Origin of the sequence: Pseudomonas sp. MWU13-3659 (assembly GCF_023757525.1) — a bacterium.
In the GTDB taxonomy this organism is placed as follows: domain Bacteria; phylum Pseudomonadota; class Gammaproteobacteria; order Pseudomonadales; family Pseudomonadaceae; genus Aquipseudomonas; species Aquipseudomonas entomophila_E.
Map to the genome: position 1 here is coordinate 78,959 of NZ_JAMSHW010000010.1, position 14,498 is coordinate 93,456.

Annotated in this window: 18 protein-coding genes; all 18 read left to right on the forward strand. The window is 64.9% G+C overall.

Features of this window, described 5'->3' with window-relative positions; genetic code table 11:
* The first annotated feature begins 3 nt into the window (after positions 1–3).
* The 18 genes from NGM28_RS14660 to NGM28_RS14745 all read left to right on the forward strand — a co-directional run bounded on the left by NGM28_RS14660 (position 4) and on the right by NGM28_RS14745 (position 14,480).
* Positions 4–162 carry a hypothetical protein gene (locus NGM28_RS14660; RefSeq protein WP_252090584.1) on the forward strand — a complete coding sequence of 53 codons (159 nt, stop codon included), beginning with the start codon at positions 4–6 and terminating at the stop codon, positions 160–162.
* A 48-nt stretch (positions 163–210) separates the two neighbouring features.
* Positions 211–1,200 carry a hypothetical protein gene (locus NGM28_RS14665; RefSeq protein WP_252090585.1) on the forward strand — a complete coding sequence of 330 codons (990 nt, stop codon included), beginning with the start codon at positions 211–213 and terminating at the stop codon, positions 1,198–1,200.
* A gap of 7 nt (positions 1,201–1,207) precedes the next feature.
* Positions 1,208–1,552 (forward strand): hypothetical protein, encoded by a 345-nt coding sequence (locus NGM28_RS14670; protein ID WP_252090586.1) that lies wholly within the window; start codon positions 1,208–1,210, stop codon positions 1,550–1,552.
* A 119-nt stretch (positions 1,553–1,671) separates the two neighbouring features.
* Positions 1,672–2,169: a hypothetical protein gene (locus NGM28_RS14675; protein ID WP_252090587.1), complete on the forward strand. Its 498-nt coding sequence runs from the start codon at positions 1,672–1,674 to the stop codon at positions 2,167–2,169.
* Positions 2,166–2,723 (forward strand): phage baseplate assembly protein V, encoded by a 558-nt coding sequence (locus NGM28_RS14680; RefSeq protein ID WP_252090588.1) that lies wholly within the window; start codon positions 2,166–2,168, stop codon positions 2,721–2,723. Before NGM28_RS14675 ends, NGM28_RS14680 begins: the two co-directional genes overlap by 4 nt.
* Before the next feature lie 82 nt (positions 2,724–2,805).
* The gene (locus NGM28_RS14685; protein WP_240063804.1) at positions 2,806–3,132 is read left to right on the forward strand and encodes a GPW/gp25 family protein; all 327 of its coding nucleotides are present in this window, start codon (positions 2,806–2,808) and stop codon (positions 3,130–3,132) included.
* Positions 3,129–4,010, forward strand: coding sequence for a baseplate assembly protein (locus tag NGM28_RS14690; protein WP_240063803.1), 882 nt, complete (start codon positions 3,129–3,131; stop codon positions 4,008–4,010). The genes NGM28_RS14685 and NGM28_RS14690 overlap by 4 nt, the downstream gene beginning before the upstream one ends.
* 1 nt (position 4,011) lies before the next feature.
* Positions 4,012–4,623 carry a phage tail protein I gene (locus NGM28_RS14695; RefSeq protein ID WP_011535220.1) on the forward strand — a complete coding sequence of 204 codons (612 nt, stop codon included), beginning with the start codon at positions 4,012–4,014 and terminating at the stop codon, positions 4,621–4,623.
* Positions 4,616–7,165 (forward strand): phage tail protein, encoded by a 2,550-nt coding sequence (locus tag NGM28_RS14700; protein ID WP_252090589.1) that lies wholly within the window; start codon positions 4,616–4,618, stop codon positions 7,163–7,165. Before NGM28_RS14695 ends, NGM28_RS14700 begins: the two co-directional genes overlap by 8 nt.
* Positions 7,162–7,548: a phage tail assembly chaperone gene (locus tag NGM28_RS14705; RefSeq protein ID WP_252090590.1), complete on the forward strand. Its 387-nt coding sequence runs from the start codon at positions 7,162–7,164 to the stop codon at positions 7,546–7,548. The genes NGM28_RS14700 and NGM28_RS14705 overlap by 4 nt, the downstream gene beginning before the upstream one ends.
* Positions 7,545–8,504 carry a glycine-rich domain-containing protein gene (locus tag NGM28_RS14710; protein ID WP_252090591.1) on the forward strand — a complete coding sequence of 320 codons (960 nt, stop codon included), beginning with the start codon at positions 7,545–7,547 and terminating at the stop codon, positions 8,502–8,504. Before NGM28_RS14705 ends, NGM28_RS14710 begins: the two co-directional genes overlap by 4 nt.
* 10 nt (positions 8,505–8,514) lie before the next feature.
* Positions 8,515–8,907 carry a tail fiber assembly protein gene (locus tag NGM28_RS14715; RefSeq protein ID WP_252090592.1) on the forward strand — a complete coding sequence of 131 codons (393 nt, stop codon included), beginning with the start codon at positions 8,515–8,517 and terminating at the stop codon, positions 8,905–8,907.
* A 97-nt stretch (positions 8,908–9,004) separates the two neighbouring features.
* The gene (locus NGM28_RS14720) at positions 9,005–10,171 is read left to right on the forward strand and encodes a phage tail sheath subtilisin-like domain-containing protein (RefSeq protein ID WP_240063798.1); all 1,167 of its coding nucleotides are present in this window, start codon (positions 9,005–9,007) and stop codon (positions 10,169–10,171) included.
* Positions 10,172–10,184: 13 nt separating this feature from the next.
* Complete coding sequence (locus NGM28_RS14725; RefSeq protein ID WP_213657961.1) at positions 10,185–10,694, forward strand: phage major tail tube protein; 510 nt, start codon at positions 10,185–10,187, stop codon at positions 10,692–10,694.
* Between the two features lie 12 nt (positions 10,695–10,706).
* Positions 10,707–11,009: a phage tail assembly protein gene (locus tag NGM28_RS14730; RefSeq protein ID WP_213657960.1), complete on the forward strand. Its 303-nt coding sequence runs from the start codon at positions 10,707–10,709 to the stop codon at positions 11,007–11,009.
* 125 nt (positions 11,010–11,134) lie between these two features.
* Entirely contained in the window at positions 11,135–13,444 is a 2,310-nt protein-coding gene (locus NGM28_RS14735) for a hypothetical protein (RefSeq protein WP_252090593.1), read from the forward strand.
* 9 nt (positions 13,445–13,453) lie between these two features.
* Complete coding sequence (locus NGM28_RS14740; RefSeq protein ID WP_213657958.1) at positions 13,454–14,299, forward strand: phage tail protein; 846 nt, start codon at positions 13,454–13,456, stop codon at positions 14,297–14,299.
* Positions 14,274–14,480 carry a tail protein X gene (locus NGM28_RS14745; protein ID WP_252090594.1) on the forward strand — a complete coding sequence of 69 codons (207 nt, stop codon included), beginning with the start codon at positions 14,274–14,276 and terminating at the stop codon, positions 14,478–14,480. Before NGM28_RS14740 ends, NGM28_RS14745 begins: the two co-directional genes overlap by 26 nt.
* Positions 14,481–14,498 lie beyond the last annotated feature (18 nt).

The window sequence follows — 14,498 nt, forward strand, 5'->3', positions numbered from 1 at the left end:
AGGATGCTGCGCGCCGCCGACTACCCCTCGATGGCGGACCAGCTCGACGCGTTGTGGCATGCAATGGACAGCGGGCAACTCCCGGTTGTCGACGCCTTCTACTCCAGCATCAAGCGAGTGAAGGAAAAGTATCCGAAGCCGGAGAGTCGCGATGAGGAATAGACCTATTTTGTTGGCCCTGGCCAACCTGACTGGCAACAAGGAGGCTGCATGGCTCTCGATCCCGTAAAACTGGGCACGCCACCGAGCGGTATTGACGGTGACGACGCTCGCACGGCTTTTTCCCGTATCAATGCCAACTTCGCCGTGCTGGATAACACCGGCCTTACCGGACAGATGGCGGCAACGCGTAACGTCCTGGATTGCAATGACGCTACCGGCCCCGGTTGGTGGTCGGCACTCAGCGGCGCAGCGGGGCATCTGCCTCCGGGCATCACCTACCCGTTCATCCATACCTCGGCGAACGTGGGCGGATTCGTGACCCAGCTCGCCATCGAAGTCGTAAGTGGCAAGTCCGCGACACGGGCGTACAACGTCAACAGTTCGAGTTGGACCGCGTGGACCGTCCATGCCAACGCAACTAACCTCGGCACGGCGGCGGCGGCCAATCTGACGACCAGCACTTTCGATACAACACTGGGTCGTGCGCTCAAGGTGGGTGACCACGGTATCGGTGCCGACACCCAGACAGTTCCTGACCTCAATGGACTGGTGGGCAAGGGCGGCGCCTACAGGTTCAACAACGACACCCTCAACCGTCCACCAGGCATTGCCTACGGTGCGGTGTTGCACCTGGGCCGAACTGGCAGCGTCGAGGCCATTCAGGTCGCGTACTCCGTCACCGGGTATGAAGCAGCGGTTCGCTTCCTCGTCGGGGGTACCTGGCGCGCCTGGGCCAACACCACGCCGTCGTGGTTGGGGCAGACCTGGCAGAACATGACCGCATCCCGTGCCGCCGGGGTCAACTACACGAATGACACCGGCAGGCCCATTCAGGTCTCGGCGCTTTTCGGTCCGGCCAGTGTCATCAATACGACTGCGATCTTGTACATCAACGGTGTCCCGATCTATGGGCAGTACGCGGGCGTTGCCGGTGCGTACATCAACACGGCCACCTGCGTGATTCCTCCGGGGGCGGCCTATTCGGTTGCTGCGGCCAACGGCACTGCCAACCTTGCCTATTTCTACGAACTGAGGTGAAGCCGCCATGCTTTATTACAAGGACCCAGCCACCAACTACATCTACGCCTACAACGAAGACACTCTGGGCCTGCATCTTCAGGAGGGGTTCGTCAGGCTTTCCGATGACGAGTACCAGGCTTTCGTCGAGGCTCAGGCATTGGCTGTGCGCAAGGGCGAGGAAGGGTTGTGGGCCGCCGATCAGATGCAATTGGTCGCCGATCAGTTGCTGATGCTCGATGACGACGACCCGACCGCCATCCCAGGCATGACCACCGCCGACTGGCGCGCCTACCGAATTGCCTTGCGGGCATGGAAGGACGGCGCCGAGGGGTTCCCCGAGCAGCTGCACCGCCCGCGGCGCCTGGCATAGTGCCCATCGACCTAAGTGAACGACCGCCGCCAGGCGGTATTTTTTTGCCCGGAGAAAGCCAATGGCTCGATGTTCAGCAGCTGTATTCGACAGCCCGAAGCGGGTCGCAAGGGGCCGGCATGAGTGAACTATCAACCTTGCAGGCGACCTTGACGGCGTCCATCCGCAAGGCGATGCCTGACCTGGCCACGGTCGATGCCGACAGGGGCGTGGCGGGCAACCCGGCGCTGCCGGCCCTGCGTCACGGCATCGTCAGCATGGTCGCCGATGCAGCGCCCCGCGATGGGCGCTCGGTGCTGGTCGTGACGTTCGAGGCGATCATCACGCCGGATGCGAGCAACACCGATACCCGGCTGCAAGGCATTGAGCTGGCCGCGCAACTGATGGACCTGTTGCGCCAGCAGTTGTGGGGCCTGGACTTCGTCGAGGCAGTCCGCAATGTCCAGGCCCAGTACCAGGGCGCGCTCTGGAAGGTGACCTGGGAGCAGCCAGTGCTGTTGGGCGAGCCCCACTGGCAGTGGCCTGACCAGCCGCCGGGCAGCCTGGTGCTGGGCTTCGCCCCTGATACCGGGCCAGGCAACCAGGACAAGTACCTGGCCCCGGAGGACCTGGCATGAGCTACGCCACGGCGATGCACGACCGCATGCTGGCCAGCCTGGTCATCCCTTGTTCGGTGGTGGCGGTGGACCTCGCCGCGGCCCGTGTTCGAGTCTCCGACGGCGACTGGACCAGCGCCTGGGTGCGCTGGCACAGCCAGGCCGCCGGCAAGGCGCGTCACTGGCGAGCACCGAGCCTGGGCGAGCAGGGCGTGCTGGTCAGCCCCAGTGGCGAGCCGGCCCAGGGCACCTTCGTGCCTGGCCTTTATGGCAATGCCGGCGCCGCGCCGGACAACCGCGACCACGTGGAGGTCTGGCGTTTCGATGACGGCGGTTCGTTGAGCTACGACTGGCGGGCCAAGCGCTACGACATTCAGCTGCCCAGTGGCAACGCGACCATCAAGGTCGGTGCCAGCACCCTGGTGGTCAACGACGGCGCCATCACCCTCGATGCCACGGCCATCACCCTGACCGGCAAGGTCACGGTCAATGGCCCGCTGCTGGTCAGCGGCGACATCAATGGCGGCGGGCGGATCATCGATACCGCTGGCAACACCGCCAATCACAAGCACTGAGCCCGCGCCTGCGGGCTCTTTCATATCAGGAGAACGCCATGCATACCCAAGCACGGGGTGCGCCTGCCGCAGGAGGTGCCCCATGATCGGCATGGACCGCCGCACCGGCCAGCCCCTGACGGGCATCGCCCACCTGCGCCAATCCATCGAGGACATCCTCACCACCCCGCTGGGCAGCCGGCGCATGCGCCCCGAGTACGGCAGCCAACTACGCCGCTACGTCGACCTGCCGGTCAACGAAGGTTGGAAAAGTGCGGTGCAGGCCGAGGTGGCCCGCGCCCTCGGGCGCTGGGAACCGCGCCTGAAGCTGGACCGGGTCAAGGTCGTGGCCGTGCTCGACGGCCAGGTCAGCCTGGCCTTGAGTGGCCGCTACCTGGGCGACGACGCCCTGGTGGAGGTGACCGTATGAGCCAGGTCGACCTATCGAAACTGCCGGCCCCGCAACTGCTCGAGGACCTCGATTTCGAGGCGCTGTACCAGGAAGACCTGGCCAGCTTCCGCGCCCAGCTGGGCGATGGCTGGACCGCCAACCTGGAAAGCGACCCGGTGACCAAGCTGCTGGAGGTCGGCGCCTACCGCAAGCTGCTCAACCGGGCGCGCATCAACGATGCCGCCAAGGCGTTGCTGCTGGCCTATGCCGAGGGCCGCGACCTTGACCAGCTGGCCGCCAACGTCAACCTGCAACGCCTGGTGATCCAGGCCGCCGACCCGAGCACGATCCCGCCGACCGAAGCCATCCTCGAAGCCGACGATGCCTTGCGCGAGCGGGTGCAGCTGGTCTACGAAGGCCTGACCACCGCCGGCCCGCGCAACAGCTACATCCTCCACGCCCGCAACGCCTCGGGCCGGGTCGCTGACGCGACCGCCGAGAGCCCGTCGCCCGCCGTGGTAGACATCACCGTACTGAGCCTGGACGGCGATGGCGTCGCCAGCCCCGAGCTGCTGGCGCAGGTGCAGGCCTACCTCAACGACGACGACATCCGCCCGGTCGCCGACCGCGTCAACGTGCGCAGCGCCGAAGTGCTGCCCTACCGCGTCGAGGCCGTGCTGCACATGGCCGACAACGGCCCGGAGTACGAGACGGTCCTCGGCGAGTGCCGGCGCCGCCTGCAAGCCTGGATCAACCCACGGCGCAGGCTGGGCCTGGAAGTGGCCCGCTCCGGCATCGACGCCCAACTGCACATCGACGGCGTGAGCCGGGTCGAGCTGATCGGCTGGAGCGACATCCGCCCGAGCAAGGCCCAGGCGGCCTGGTGCACCGGCATCGACCTCAAGCGCGGAGGCTGACATGCACAGCCTCTTGCCGCTCAACCGCACGCCGCTGGAGCGCGCCCTGGAAGTGGCCGCCGACGAAGACCTCAAGGCCGGCCTGCGCACCCTCTACAACCCCGACACCTGCCCGGCGCACCTGCTCTACCAGTTGGCCTGGGCCTGGTCGGTGGACCGCTGGGACGACAGCTGGAGCGAGGCGATCAAGCGCTCGGTGATCCGCTCGGCGTTCTTCGTCCACGCCCACAAGGGCACCCTCGGCGCCCTCAGGCGGGTGGTCGAGCCATTCGGCTACCTGATCGAGGTGCAGGAATGGTGGCAGGCCAAGCCTGCCGGGGTGCCGGGGACGTTCGCCCTGAAGGTCGGGGTGGCGGACAGCGGCATCGACGAACAGACCTACCAGGAGCTGACCCGCCTGATCGAGGACGCCAAGCCGGTCAGCCGGCACCTGGTTGGCCTGGACATCAGCCTGGAAAGCCTGATCCCCGCGTACCAGGCGGTGGGCCTCTACGACGGTGAGCTGCTGGAGGTACATCCCTGGCAGGCATCGGACATCGATGTGCATGTGGGCGCCTGCAACCTGGTGAACGAGCAAACCCTGGACATACTGGACATCTACCTCAATGGCTAACGCAACCACCCAATTCGGTGGGTTCCTGACCAACACCGGCATCGCCCAGCAGGCCAATACCGCCATGCTGGGGCTGCCCTGGAACATCACCCACATGCTGATCGGCGATGCCGGCGGCGACCCGTCGCAGACCCCCGACCCCACCCCGAAACCCACCCAGACCGCGCTGGTGCGCCAGGTCTACCGGGCACAACTGAACGCCCTCTACCAATCGCCTGCCGACCCCGGCGTGCTGGTCGCCGAGCTGGTCCTGCCACCTGAGACCGGTGGCTGGTGGATCCGCGAGCTGGCGCTGGAGGACGCCAACGGCAACTTCATCGCCGTGGCCAAGCCGGCGCCCAGCTACAAGCCGCTGCTGGCGCAAGGCTCCGGGCGTACCCAGACCATCCGCATGCACGTGGTGTTCGGCAACCTCGCCAATGTCACGCTGAAAGTCGACCCGAGCATCGTCCTGGCGACACGCGACTATGTGGACAAGGCCCGCGAAGCGGCCGAGCTGTACGCCCGCAACCAGCTCAAGGCCCACGTGGAGGCCGCCGACCCACACCCGCAGTACCTGCGTCGCGCCGATGCGGCCAAGGACGTCGGGCCGCTGGCCTGGCTGGGTGTCGCCACCGGCACCGCCGATGCCCTGACGCTGAAGCTCAAGAGTAGCGAGTCGGCCCTGGCGGCCTACGCCGCTGGCCAGCGCTTCCAGTTCCAGGCCAGTGCCACCAACACCGGCGCCGTGACGGCACGTATCAACGGGCTGGCCGCCGTGGCGGTGAAGAAGTCCGGCAATGCCGGCCTGATCGACCTGGTGGGCGGCGATATCCGCGCTGGCGCCTTGTACGACCTGAACTACGACGGCACCTACTTCCAGCTCGGTGGTGGCGTTGGGGCCAACAAGGCATTCGAGCGTTACTCGTTCGAGGCATCGGTCGGCCAGACTGTCTTCAGTCTGGCCCACACCATCGGCAGCACCATCGTGCTGCGCAATGGTCGCGAGATCACCGACTACCTGTCCGATGGCCAGAAGATCACCTTCAAGGCGCCGTGCAGCTTGGGTGAGGCGGTGGAGATCCTGGCCTTCAGTTCGTTCCAAGCCGCGAACAGCTATACCAAGGCCGAGACCCAGGCGCTGCTGAACACGGCGTCGGCGTTGCCGGTGGGCACCATGCTGCCGTTCCCAAGAGGTACGGTGCCGGCGGGCTTCCTCGAAGTCGATGGTAGTACCCAGAGTGCGGCGGTGTATCCGGACCTGGCGGCTTACCTGGGTGGGGCTTTCAACAAGGGCAATGAGGCAGCAGGATTCTTCCGCCTGCCGGATACCCGCGGTGAGTTCTTGCGAGGTTGGGATCATGGACGCGGTGTAGATCCAGGGCGAGGAGTGGGGACATGGGCAGACGAATCCCTGAAGTCTCACTACCACAAGGATGTGAGCTTCGTGGACAACGTCGGTGGTGGGCAAGGTGCGAGTGGAGTCACCGGCGCGGTGGCTATCGCTTCCACCGTCTTCGGCAAGGCTTACGGCAGCGCCTCGTCGACGGCCAAGGGCTACATGGAAACTTCGCCAGGATCTATGTCTGGCGCAATTGGTGGCCTGGTCTCTGGCTCTACTGGCGGTGCGGAGACGAGGCCCCGAAGCATTGCCGTAATGTGGTGTATCAAGGCCTGGAGCGCGCCGGTGAACCAGGGGCAGATCGACGTCGCTGCCCTCGTTGCCGAACTGACGGCATTGCGCTCCTCGACACCTCTCGGAGCGATCCTGCCGTTTCCGAAGGCTGAGGTGCCGGCCGGTTACCTCGAGCTCGATGGCAGCCTGCAAAGCGTGGCGACCTATCCGGATCTGGCGGCCTACCTGGGTACTACCTACAACAAAGGTGGTGAGCCGGCAGGGTTCTTCCGCTTGCCGGACGCACGCGGTGAGTTCCTGCGTGGCTGGGATCATGGGCGAGATGTGGATCCCGGTCGGGATCTGGGAAAATGGCAAAAAGGTTCTCTGGCAATCGCGGACATGCCCGCCAGCGGTCAAGGCGTTGCTGCCCTGGCGCCAACTGCGGCCCAGACGGCTAGTGACTATGGGTACGACACTGTTTCGGATGCGGCCTGGGGCGGACTGACAGTGGTCAACACCGGCTCTTTCACGCCAGTTACTCCGAGTAGCAGTACCTGGATGCTGGGCATGAGCCGCCCACGCAACCTGGCCGTCATGTGGTGCATCAAAGCCTGGAGTGTGGCCGTTAATCAGGGAAGCGTCGATGTTGCATCCCTTCCAGCTGCGGTCGGCCTACTGGAGGCAAGGCCTCGGGGGCTGGGCGATGGCCAGAAATGGCAGAACCTCACGGCGAGTCGGGTGTCCGGCACGGTCTACACCAACACCACCGGGCGCCCGATCCAGGTCCAGGTTTCCATTCAGACTGGCTCTGTCACCGCCATATGCGCGGGCGTGGTGGTAACCACCACTGCGTATCACACCTCCTTTGTGGTCCCGGCCGGTGCGACCTATTCCGTGTCCCTCATCAATCCCGTCAGTGCGGTCTGGTCGGAGCTACGTACATGAAGTATTTCAACAACCCGGAAACAGGCATGGTGCATGCCTATGATGATGATGTGCCAAGTAGCTTCGTGCCCCGTGAACTGGTACCGATGTCCGATGTGCAAGTCACGGAATACATCGAGGGTCAGGCTATATCCCAGGCTTCGCCTGAAAAAATCGAGCGTGATTGGCGTGATAGGGAGCTTGCTTCGACCATCTGGTTGCGTGACCGCCATCGAGATCAATCGGAGATCGGGACACAGTCAAATCTGGGCACCGAGCAGTTTCATGCACTCTTGACCTACCTCCAGGCCCTGCGTGATTGGCCCCAATCCGACGAATTCCCCGATGCCGGAAAACGGCCGGTAGCGCCTGACTTCATCAACGAATCCGGAGACGGACAATGAGCCAGGCAAGCTTACATTCGCAGTTGGATATGGTCCTACTGCGTTCACTGACCATGCAGGCGGATGCCATCGTGGCTTCGACGTCCTTGTCAGCCGAGCGTCTCGGGCATGTCGTCATTGATGCAAGTGCTGGAAACCTTACCGTCACGCTCCCTGCCGCTGACAAGCCCTTGGGTGCGGTAGAAGTGATTTTGCGCAGACGCGATACATCGGCCAACACGCTGTCGATCAAGGCAACCGGCAATGACCGGATCATGCTCGACACCCTGATCTCCAACGAAGGGCTCGCTTCGACGGAACTCATCTTTGCGGGCGACTTCCTGGCCCTCAGGGCTGATGGCGCGGGCAAATGGTGGTGTGTCGGGCAGGCTCAACTGCCTGCGAGCCTGGCAACCGGATACATCGTCTGGCAAACCCCAGGTACCAGCGACCCAGTAGTACCACCGGTTTTGCGCAGTGGTCGAAAACTGGCACGTGTTCGCGTGACTGCCGGAGGTGGTGGCGGTGCCCGGAGTACTGTTGCTCCAGGGCCTGGCGGCGGCGGCGGCGGTGGCGTCTCGGAAAAGCTGGTCAGCCTTGCTGGTTTGTCCACCGTGAACATTGCTGTTGGCGCGGGTGGGGCAGGTGCAGCGATTGATGGCCAACCTGGTCAACCAGGTGGTAGCTCGTCGTTCGTGACGTTTTGCTCCGCCAGCGGCGGCCTGGGTGGCACCAATGATGGTAATTCCTCGTACTCCGGTGGGGGGTATGGGGGCGACCTCAATACCTCGATGGGCGATGGTGGTGTTCCCATGTCGATACCGAACGGTGCGCTGTTTGGCGGGCACGGTGGTGGCGCAGTCAGTATCGCTGCCGCAGTCGACAGTTCCCGTCCTCGAAAGCCTGGATGTGGCGGGGGCGGACGTTTTGGGCCGGGTGCACCGGGTGCCCATGGCTGTATCGAACTTTGGTGGTGATGGAGGACCTATGTGGGCACTTTTAGTAGACGACACCGTTGTAGAAACAACCGATATCGACCCGCGAGGCCGCTTCCACGCCTCGATGAAATGGCTTGAATGCCCGGCCGGTGCACAACCCGGTGATGTGATGGTTGAAGGAAACTTCACCACTCCCGAGCCTCTTGGCCGGGCGATAGCCGAGCGTGCATGGCGAGACGGTCAATTGCACGCCAGCCAATGGCTGACATCGCGTCATCGCGAGGAGCTGGATCTGGGGATCCAGCCGTCGTTGACCCCCACGCAGTATGCGGAACTGCTCGATTTTCGGCAGGCCTTGCGGGTGTGGCCACAAGCCGAGCTGTTCCCCGAACTGGCCAAACGCCCGAATGCGCCGCATTGGATCAGTTCACTGACCCCCTGACGCCCCGCACCGCCGGGGCGTTTTCTTACCTGAAGCAAACCCTTCCAGGCCCCGCACCCGCGGGGCCTTTTCACACCTGTACCTGGAGTAAACCTACATGAGTGGATTCTTCCACGGCGTCACCGTGACCAACGTCGACACCGGCGCGCGCAGCATCGCGCTGCCGTCGTCCTCGATCATCGGCCTGGTCGACACCTTCACCGAAGGCCCGGGCGTCACCGCCAAAGCCAACGACCTGATCCTGATCACCAGCGAGCGCGAAGCGGTCGCGGCGTTCGGCCAGGACGCGGCCATCACCAAGGCCTGCCGCGCCATCTACAGCCGCGCCAAGGCGGTCATCGTCGCCTGCGGCGTGGCCAAGCTCGAAGACGGCGCCGAGCAGACCGCGGCGATCATCGGCAACGTGTTGGCCGACGGCAAGCGCACCGGCCTGCAGGCGCTGCTCGACGGCAAGAGCCGCTTCAACGCCCAGCCACGCCTGCTGGTGGCACCCAAGCACAGCGCCACCCAGGCCGTCGGTACCGCGCTGGTGGCCCTGGCCGACAAGCTGCGCGCCATCGCCATCATCGACGGCCCGAACAGCACCGATGAAGCGGCCATCGCCTACGCCAAGAACTTCGGCGCCAAGCGCGCCTTCCTGGTCGACCCGGGCGTGCGCTACTGGGACAACGCCGCCGAGGCCACCGTCGACGCGCCGGGCTCGGCCTGGGTTGCCGGCCTGTTCGCCTACACCGACCGCGAGTACGGCTTCTGGGCCTCGCCTTCGAACAAGGAGTTCGTCGGCATCACCGGCACCACCCGCGCGGTGGAGTTCCTCGATGGCGACGACACCTGCCGCGCCAACCTGCTGAACAACGCCAACATCGCCACCATCATCCGTGACGACGGCTTCCGCCTGTGGGGCAACCGCACCCTGTCGAGCGACCCGAAATGGGCCTTCGTCACCCGCGTGCGCACCATGGACATCGTCATGGACGCGATCCTCTACGGCCACAAGTGGGCCGTGGACCGCTCCATCACCGCCACTTACGTCAAGGACGTCACCGAAGGCCTGCAGGCCTTCATGCGCGACCTGAAGAACCAGGGCGCGATCATCAACTTCGAAGTCTTCGCCGACCCGGAGCTGAACACCGCCAGCCAGCTGGAGCAGGGCAAGGTGTACTGGAACATCCGCTTCACCGATGTGCCGCCTGCCGAAAACCCCAATTTCCGCGTCGAAGTCACCAACCAGTGGCTGACCGAAGTCCTCGATACCGCCGCTTAAGGAGCGCATCTGCATGGCAATGATTCCCGAAACCCTGGCCAACCTGAACCTGTTCGTCGATGGCGTCAGCTTCCAGGGTGATGTACCCAGCCTGACCCTGCCCAAGCTCACCCTGAAGATGGAAGAGCACCGCCCCGGCGGCATGGACATGCCGGTCGAGATGGACCAGGGCATGGAAAAACAGGAAGCCGCTTTCACCACCACCGGCGTGCGCCGCGAGTCGCTCAAGTTCTTCGGCCTGGCCGACGGCACCGCCTTCAACGGCACCTTCCGCGGCGCCTTCAAGGGCCTGAAGGGCAAGATCAACCCGGTGATCGTCACCCTGCGTGGCGCGCTGAAAGAGATCGACATGGGCGACTGGAAGTCCGGCGACAAGGCCGAGATCAAGCACAGCGTCGCTGTCACCTACTACAAGCTCGAAGTCGATGGCCGCCTGGTCTACGAAATCGATGCATTGGGCATGAAGCGGGTGATCGACGGCGTCGACCAACTGGCCGCCCAGCGCGCTGCCCTGGGTCTTTAAGGAGAACACTCGATGGCTCAAGCGAAAAAGCTTCCGCAATGGCTGACCGTCACCGCCGAGCGTGTGACCGTGCGCCTGTCGCGCCCCAGCGAGGCCAACGGCGTGCAGGTCGACAGCCTGTCGCTGCGCGCGCCCACTGTGCGTGACATCCGCAATGCCCAGGCCGGTGGTACGAGCGACGACGAGCAGCGCGAACTGAACCTGTTCGCCTCGCTCGCCGAAGTCGGCGTCAAGGACCTCGAGGGCCTGGCCCTGAAGGACTACAGCCGCCTGCAGACTGGCTACTTTCGCCTGGTGCAGGACGACGAGCTTTGACCCTGCCCGGCAGAAGGCCGCCGCCAGGCGGCTGGCCAAGGAGCTGAACTTTTCCGCGAGCGAAATCATGACCATGTCGTTCAGCGACATGGTCTGGTGGCTGGCGGAGTGACAAGGAGGAACCTATGGCGAACACACAGGTGTTCACCCTCGGCGTCACCAGCAGCCAGGCTTTGGGTCGGTCCTTCGATACCGTGCGTGCGCGGCTGGAACGGCTGCGCAGGCAGGCCGATGGTACCCGGCTCGGGCGGTTGATCGGCGAGGTCATTCGCCTGGGGCTGGAGCTGGACAAGGTTGGCGAGGCAGAAAGACGGCTGGGGACCGACCAGGCGTTGGCGCACGAGGAGCAGATTGACCGGTTGCGCGTTGAAGGGGATGAGGTCGAGCGCTTGCGCAGGCTTTATCTTTCGCTAGGGCGCAAACCGTTGGTGCTGCGTGCGGTGACAGTAGTTGCCAGCACGGCAGCCACCACCGCGCCCGGCCCCACGCTGGAGCAGCGCAAGGCGGCCCTGCTGGAGGGCGTGACCCCGGCGGCGCCTCCCACCCGCGGGGACCCACCCGAAACGCGAGGCGCGGAGCAGGGGCGCGTGCCTTTGGAGTCGGCGAACGCTGGCCTGGCAGTGCTGAACGCGGGCGTGATAGGTGTCGGCGCCGCCGTCGGTACTGTGGCGGTCGCAGCAGGCGGACGTGCGGTGTACCAGGGGTATCAAAGCCAAACCCCCGAGCGACGCAGCGAGATCACCAGCGGCATCAGGAAGAATGGTGTCAAGGCAGGCGCCAAGGCGATTACCAACCTGGGGTTGGCCACGCTCAAGGACACCGGCGAGGACCAGGCCGAGGCGGTTGGCGCGGCCCTTGGCGGCGTGCTGGGGAACCTGGGGGCGGAACTGCTGGGTGGCCTGACCAAGAACAAGCAAATCCAGGCGTACGGCGGTGAAATCGGCGAGATGATCGGCGAAGGCATCGGCGGGTTCTTCGGCAAGACGGTGTACGGATGGTTCTCTGATACGCCAGCCGCCAACGAAGCATCAGGCAAGAGCACTGCCCCTTTTCAGCGTGATGTGTCGGAGCAAGGCAAGGCTGTTGCGTCCGAGGATGCAGGTTCGCAGCCGGGGGACGCACCGGATAAAGCGGCCGATACGCCAAGCGCGGAGCCTCAGGGGCCGGCAAAGGGTGGCCGCGACGTCGCGAAAGGGGCGCTATACGCAGGGGGCGCGCTTGCCGTTGGGGCTGCCATCACCGTGGGCGGGAGGGCGATGTACAACCGTCACACTCCCGAGCGGCGAAATGAAATCACCAGCGGCGTCAGGGAGAACGCTGGTAAGGCAGGCGCCAAGGCAGTTGCCAATCTTGGCTTGGCCACGCTCAAGGAAAGCGGCGAGGACAAGGCCGAGGCTGTGGGGTCTGCCCTTGGGGGCGCGCTGGGCAACATGGGCGCGGAGCTGCTGGGGGGCTGGACCAAGAACAAGCAGATCCAGAAGTACGGTGGTGAAATTGGCGAGCTGATCGGTGAAGGTGTCGGCGGTTTCTTAGGCAAGGCGTTCTATGGGTTGTTCTCTGATACGCCAGCCGCCAACGATGCTTCCGCCAAGGATGCCAAAGCCCCTGCGTCTTCCTCTGGCCGGCCAGCCACCCGCTTGGCACGCCAGGGCGATGAGGAGGAAATAGAGGAAGAGGAAGAGGAAGAGGAGATCGGCGAGGCCGAAGAAGAAGCGGCAATGTTCGAGGCGCAAGAGCAAGCCTCGGCCAGTTCCGTGGCCACGCCATCGCAGAGTTCCAGCACTTCCGTCGGGCTCGCCAGCACAGCCTTCGCGGGCTTGTTGGGCAAGGCTGGGAGCGGCGGTGCCGAAGCCTCCATGGCAAGGCGAGTGTTCAAGCGCATTCCGGGCGCAGCCTTGCTCGACACAGGCCTGCAGCTTGCCGAAACCTACAGCAGCGACGCCACGGCGGACCAGAAACTCGAAGGCTACGGTACCGCCGCTGGCGGCCTGGGTGGCGGTTTGGCCGGTGCTGCGGCGGGCGCGGCCATCGGTTCGGTGGTGCCGGTGATCGGCACGGCGATCGGCGGCCTGATAGGAGGTGTGCTGGGTAGCATGGGAGGGGAGAGCATCGGTGGCTGGTTGGGCAAGGCACTGGGCTCAGGCAAGGATGAACCTTCCGGCAAGCCAGGGTTGGGTGAAGCTGCGCGAGCGGTGGATAGCGCGCCGGTGCAGCCAGCGGTCATGCCCACGTCACCTGTATCGGCGGCAACTCCACCGGCCCCTATCAACCAGCAATTCACCTTCACCGCCAACATGCCGGTCACCTTCAGCAACAGCCTGGACGATCCCTCTGTGCTCCAGCAACTGGAGGCCATCGCCCGTCGCCAGTTGGAAGAGCTGATGCGCCAGGCCCGCTCGGTGCAACTGGCCGACACCCCACATATCGCACTTTAAGGAGGATCCATGACCTACCTGGAGCAGCTGCAAGCCACGCTGCACGCCCTGGTCAAGGCGGGAGAGGCGGGGCGTCGGCGTGCCGACGCCATGCTCGATCCCATGAACGACGCGATCGGCCACATACAAGGCGCGGTGGGCGAGCTGGAAGGGTTGCCGGTGGTCGGCCCGATCATCGGTGCCAAGCTGCAGCGCACGATGCGCGCAATCACCAATGCCCAGGCCCGGGTCGCCAAGGTGGTGGCCAAGTACGACCAGGCGGTGGCCGTGGTGCGTCAGGTGCGTGATCGCATCGACGGTTTCGCCGCCCACGCCGCCAAGGCCGGCGCAGCGATCGGTCGCGTGGTCGGGGCCGTGCGCTCGACCGTCAACGGCGTGCTGTCGACCCTGGGCTTCGCGCCTGAAGCGACCCCCGCCGCCGAAGCGGTCAAGCCGTTCCCGCACCTGCTGGTGCTGCAACCGCTCAAGGCGGGCGCCGCCCCCTACTACTTCAACCTCGACACCGCCGCCTTCGACCAACTGCGCCGGCAGACCCGCTTCCGCTGGGCCGGCCAGGAGCGGCTGAGCCGCGACACCGCGCAACAGGCGGTGAGCCTGGGTGAAGAGACCATCAGCATTCGCGGGGCGATCTTCCCCGGCTTCAAGGGCGGCCTGGGCCAGTTGCAGACACTGCGCAGCATCGGCCGCCAGCTGTCGCCGCTGTCGCTGACCACTGGCTACGGCGAGGTGCTCGGCACCTGGTGCCTGACCAGCATCGAGGAAGAGCAGGGCGCCCTGCTGGCCGGCGGCATTCCGCGCAAACAAGGGTTTTCACTGGAGTTCGTGAGCTATGGCCAGGATTTGTACAACGTCTGAGGGCGATGTGCTCGACACGCTCTGCCAGCACTACTACGGCCACCTTGATGGTTCGGTCGAAGCGGTGCTCGAAGCCAACCAGGGCCTGGCGGACGAGGTCCAGCCGTTTCGCGCCGGGGTGCGCATCGTGTTGCCGGTGCTGGCCGTGGTGGCCGCGAACACCGTGCAACTGTGGGACTGACCAGCAAGGAGCCTGAAC

What these genes read in the sequence shown, in the direction of transcription:
- NGM28_RS14660 (WP_252090584.1), top strand. Translation starts at nt 4, where the DNA reads ATGCTGCGCGCCGCCGACTACCCCTCGATGGCGGACCAGCTCGACGCG.
- NGM28_RS14665 (WP_252090585.1), top strand. Translation starts at nt 211, where the DNA reads ATGGCTCTCGATCCCGTAAAACTGGGCACGCCACCGAGCGGTATTGAC.
- NGM28_RS14670 (WP_252090586.1), top strand. Translation starts at nt 1,208, where the DNA reads ATGCTTTATTACAAGGACCCAGCCACCAACTACATCTACGCCTACAAC.
- NGM28_RS14675 (WP_252090587.1), top strand. Translation starts at nt 1,672, where the DNA reads ATGAGTGAACTATCAACCTTGCAGGCGACCTTGACGGCGTCCATCCGC.
- NGM28_RS14680 (WP_252090588.1), top strand. Translation starts at nt 2,166, where the DNA reads ATGAGCTACGCCACGGCGATGCACGACCGCATGCTGGCCAGCCTGGTC.
- NGM28_RS14685 (WP_240063804.1), top strand. Translation starts at nt 2,806, where the DNA reads ATGATCGGCATGGACCGCCGCACCGGCCAGCCCCTGACGGGCATCGCC.
- NGM28_RS14690 (WP_240063803.1), top strand. Translation starts at nt 3,129, where the DNA reads ATGAGCCAGGTCGACCTATCGAAACTGCCGGCCCCGCAACTGCTCGAG.
- NGM28_RS14695 (WP_011535220.1), top strand. Translation starts at nt 4,012, where the DNA reads ATGCACAGCCTCTTGCCGCTCAACCGCACGCCGCTGGAGCGCGCCCTG.
- NGM28_RS14700 (WP_252090589.1), top strand. Translation starts at nt 4,616, where the DNA reads ATGGCTAACGCAACCACCCAATTCGGTGGGTTCCTGACCAACACCGGC.
- NGM28_RS14705 (WP_252090590.1), top strand. Translation starts at nt 7,162, where the DNA reads ATGAAGTATTTCAACAACCCGGAAACAGGCATGGTGCATGCCTATGAT.
- NGM28_RS14710 (WP_252090591.1), top strand. Translation starts at nt 7,545, where the DNA reads ATGAGCCAGGCAAGCTTACATTCGCAGTTGGATATGGTCCTACTGCGT.
- NGM28_RS14715 (WP_252090592.1), top strand. Translation starts at nt 8,515, where the DNA reads ATGTGGGCACTTTTAGTAGACGACACCGTTGTAGAAACAACCGATATC.
- NGM28_RS14720 (WP_240063798.1), top strand. Translation starts at nt 9,005, where the DNA reads ATGAGTGGATTCTTCCACGGCGTCACCGTGACCAACGTCGACACCGGC.
- NGM28_RS14725 (WP_213657961.1), top strand. Translation starts at nt 10,185, where the DNA reads ATGGCAATGATTCCCGAAACCCTGGCCAACCTGAACCTGTTCGTCGAT.
- NGM28_RS14730 (WP_213657960.1), top strand. Translation starts at nt 10,707, where the DNA reads ATGGCTCAAGCGAAAAAGCTTCCGCAATGGCTGACCGTCACCGCCGAG.
- NGM28_RS14735 (WP_252090593.1), top strand. Translation starts at nt 11,135, where the DNA reads ATGGCGAACACACAGGTGTTCACCCTCGGCGTCACCAGCAGCCAGGCT.
- NGM28_RS14740 (WP_213657958.1), top strand. Translation starts at nt 13,454, where the DNA reads ATGACCTACCTGGAGCAGCTGCAAGCCACGCTGCACGCCCTGGTCAAG.
- NGM28_RS14745 (WP_252090594.1), top strand. Translation starts at nt 14,274, where the DNA reads ATGGCCAGGATTTGTACAACGTCTGAGGGCGATGTGCTCGACACGCTC.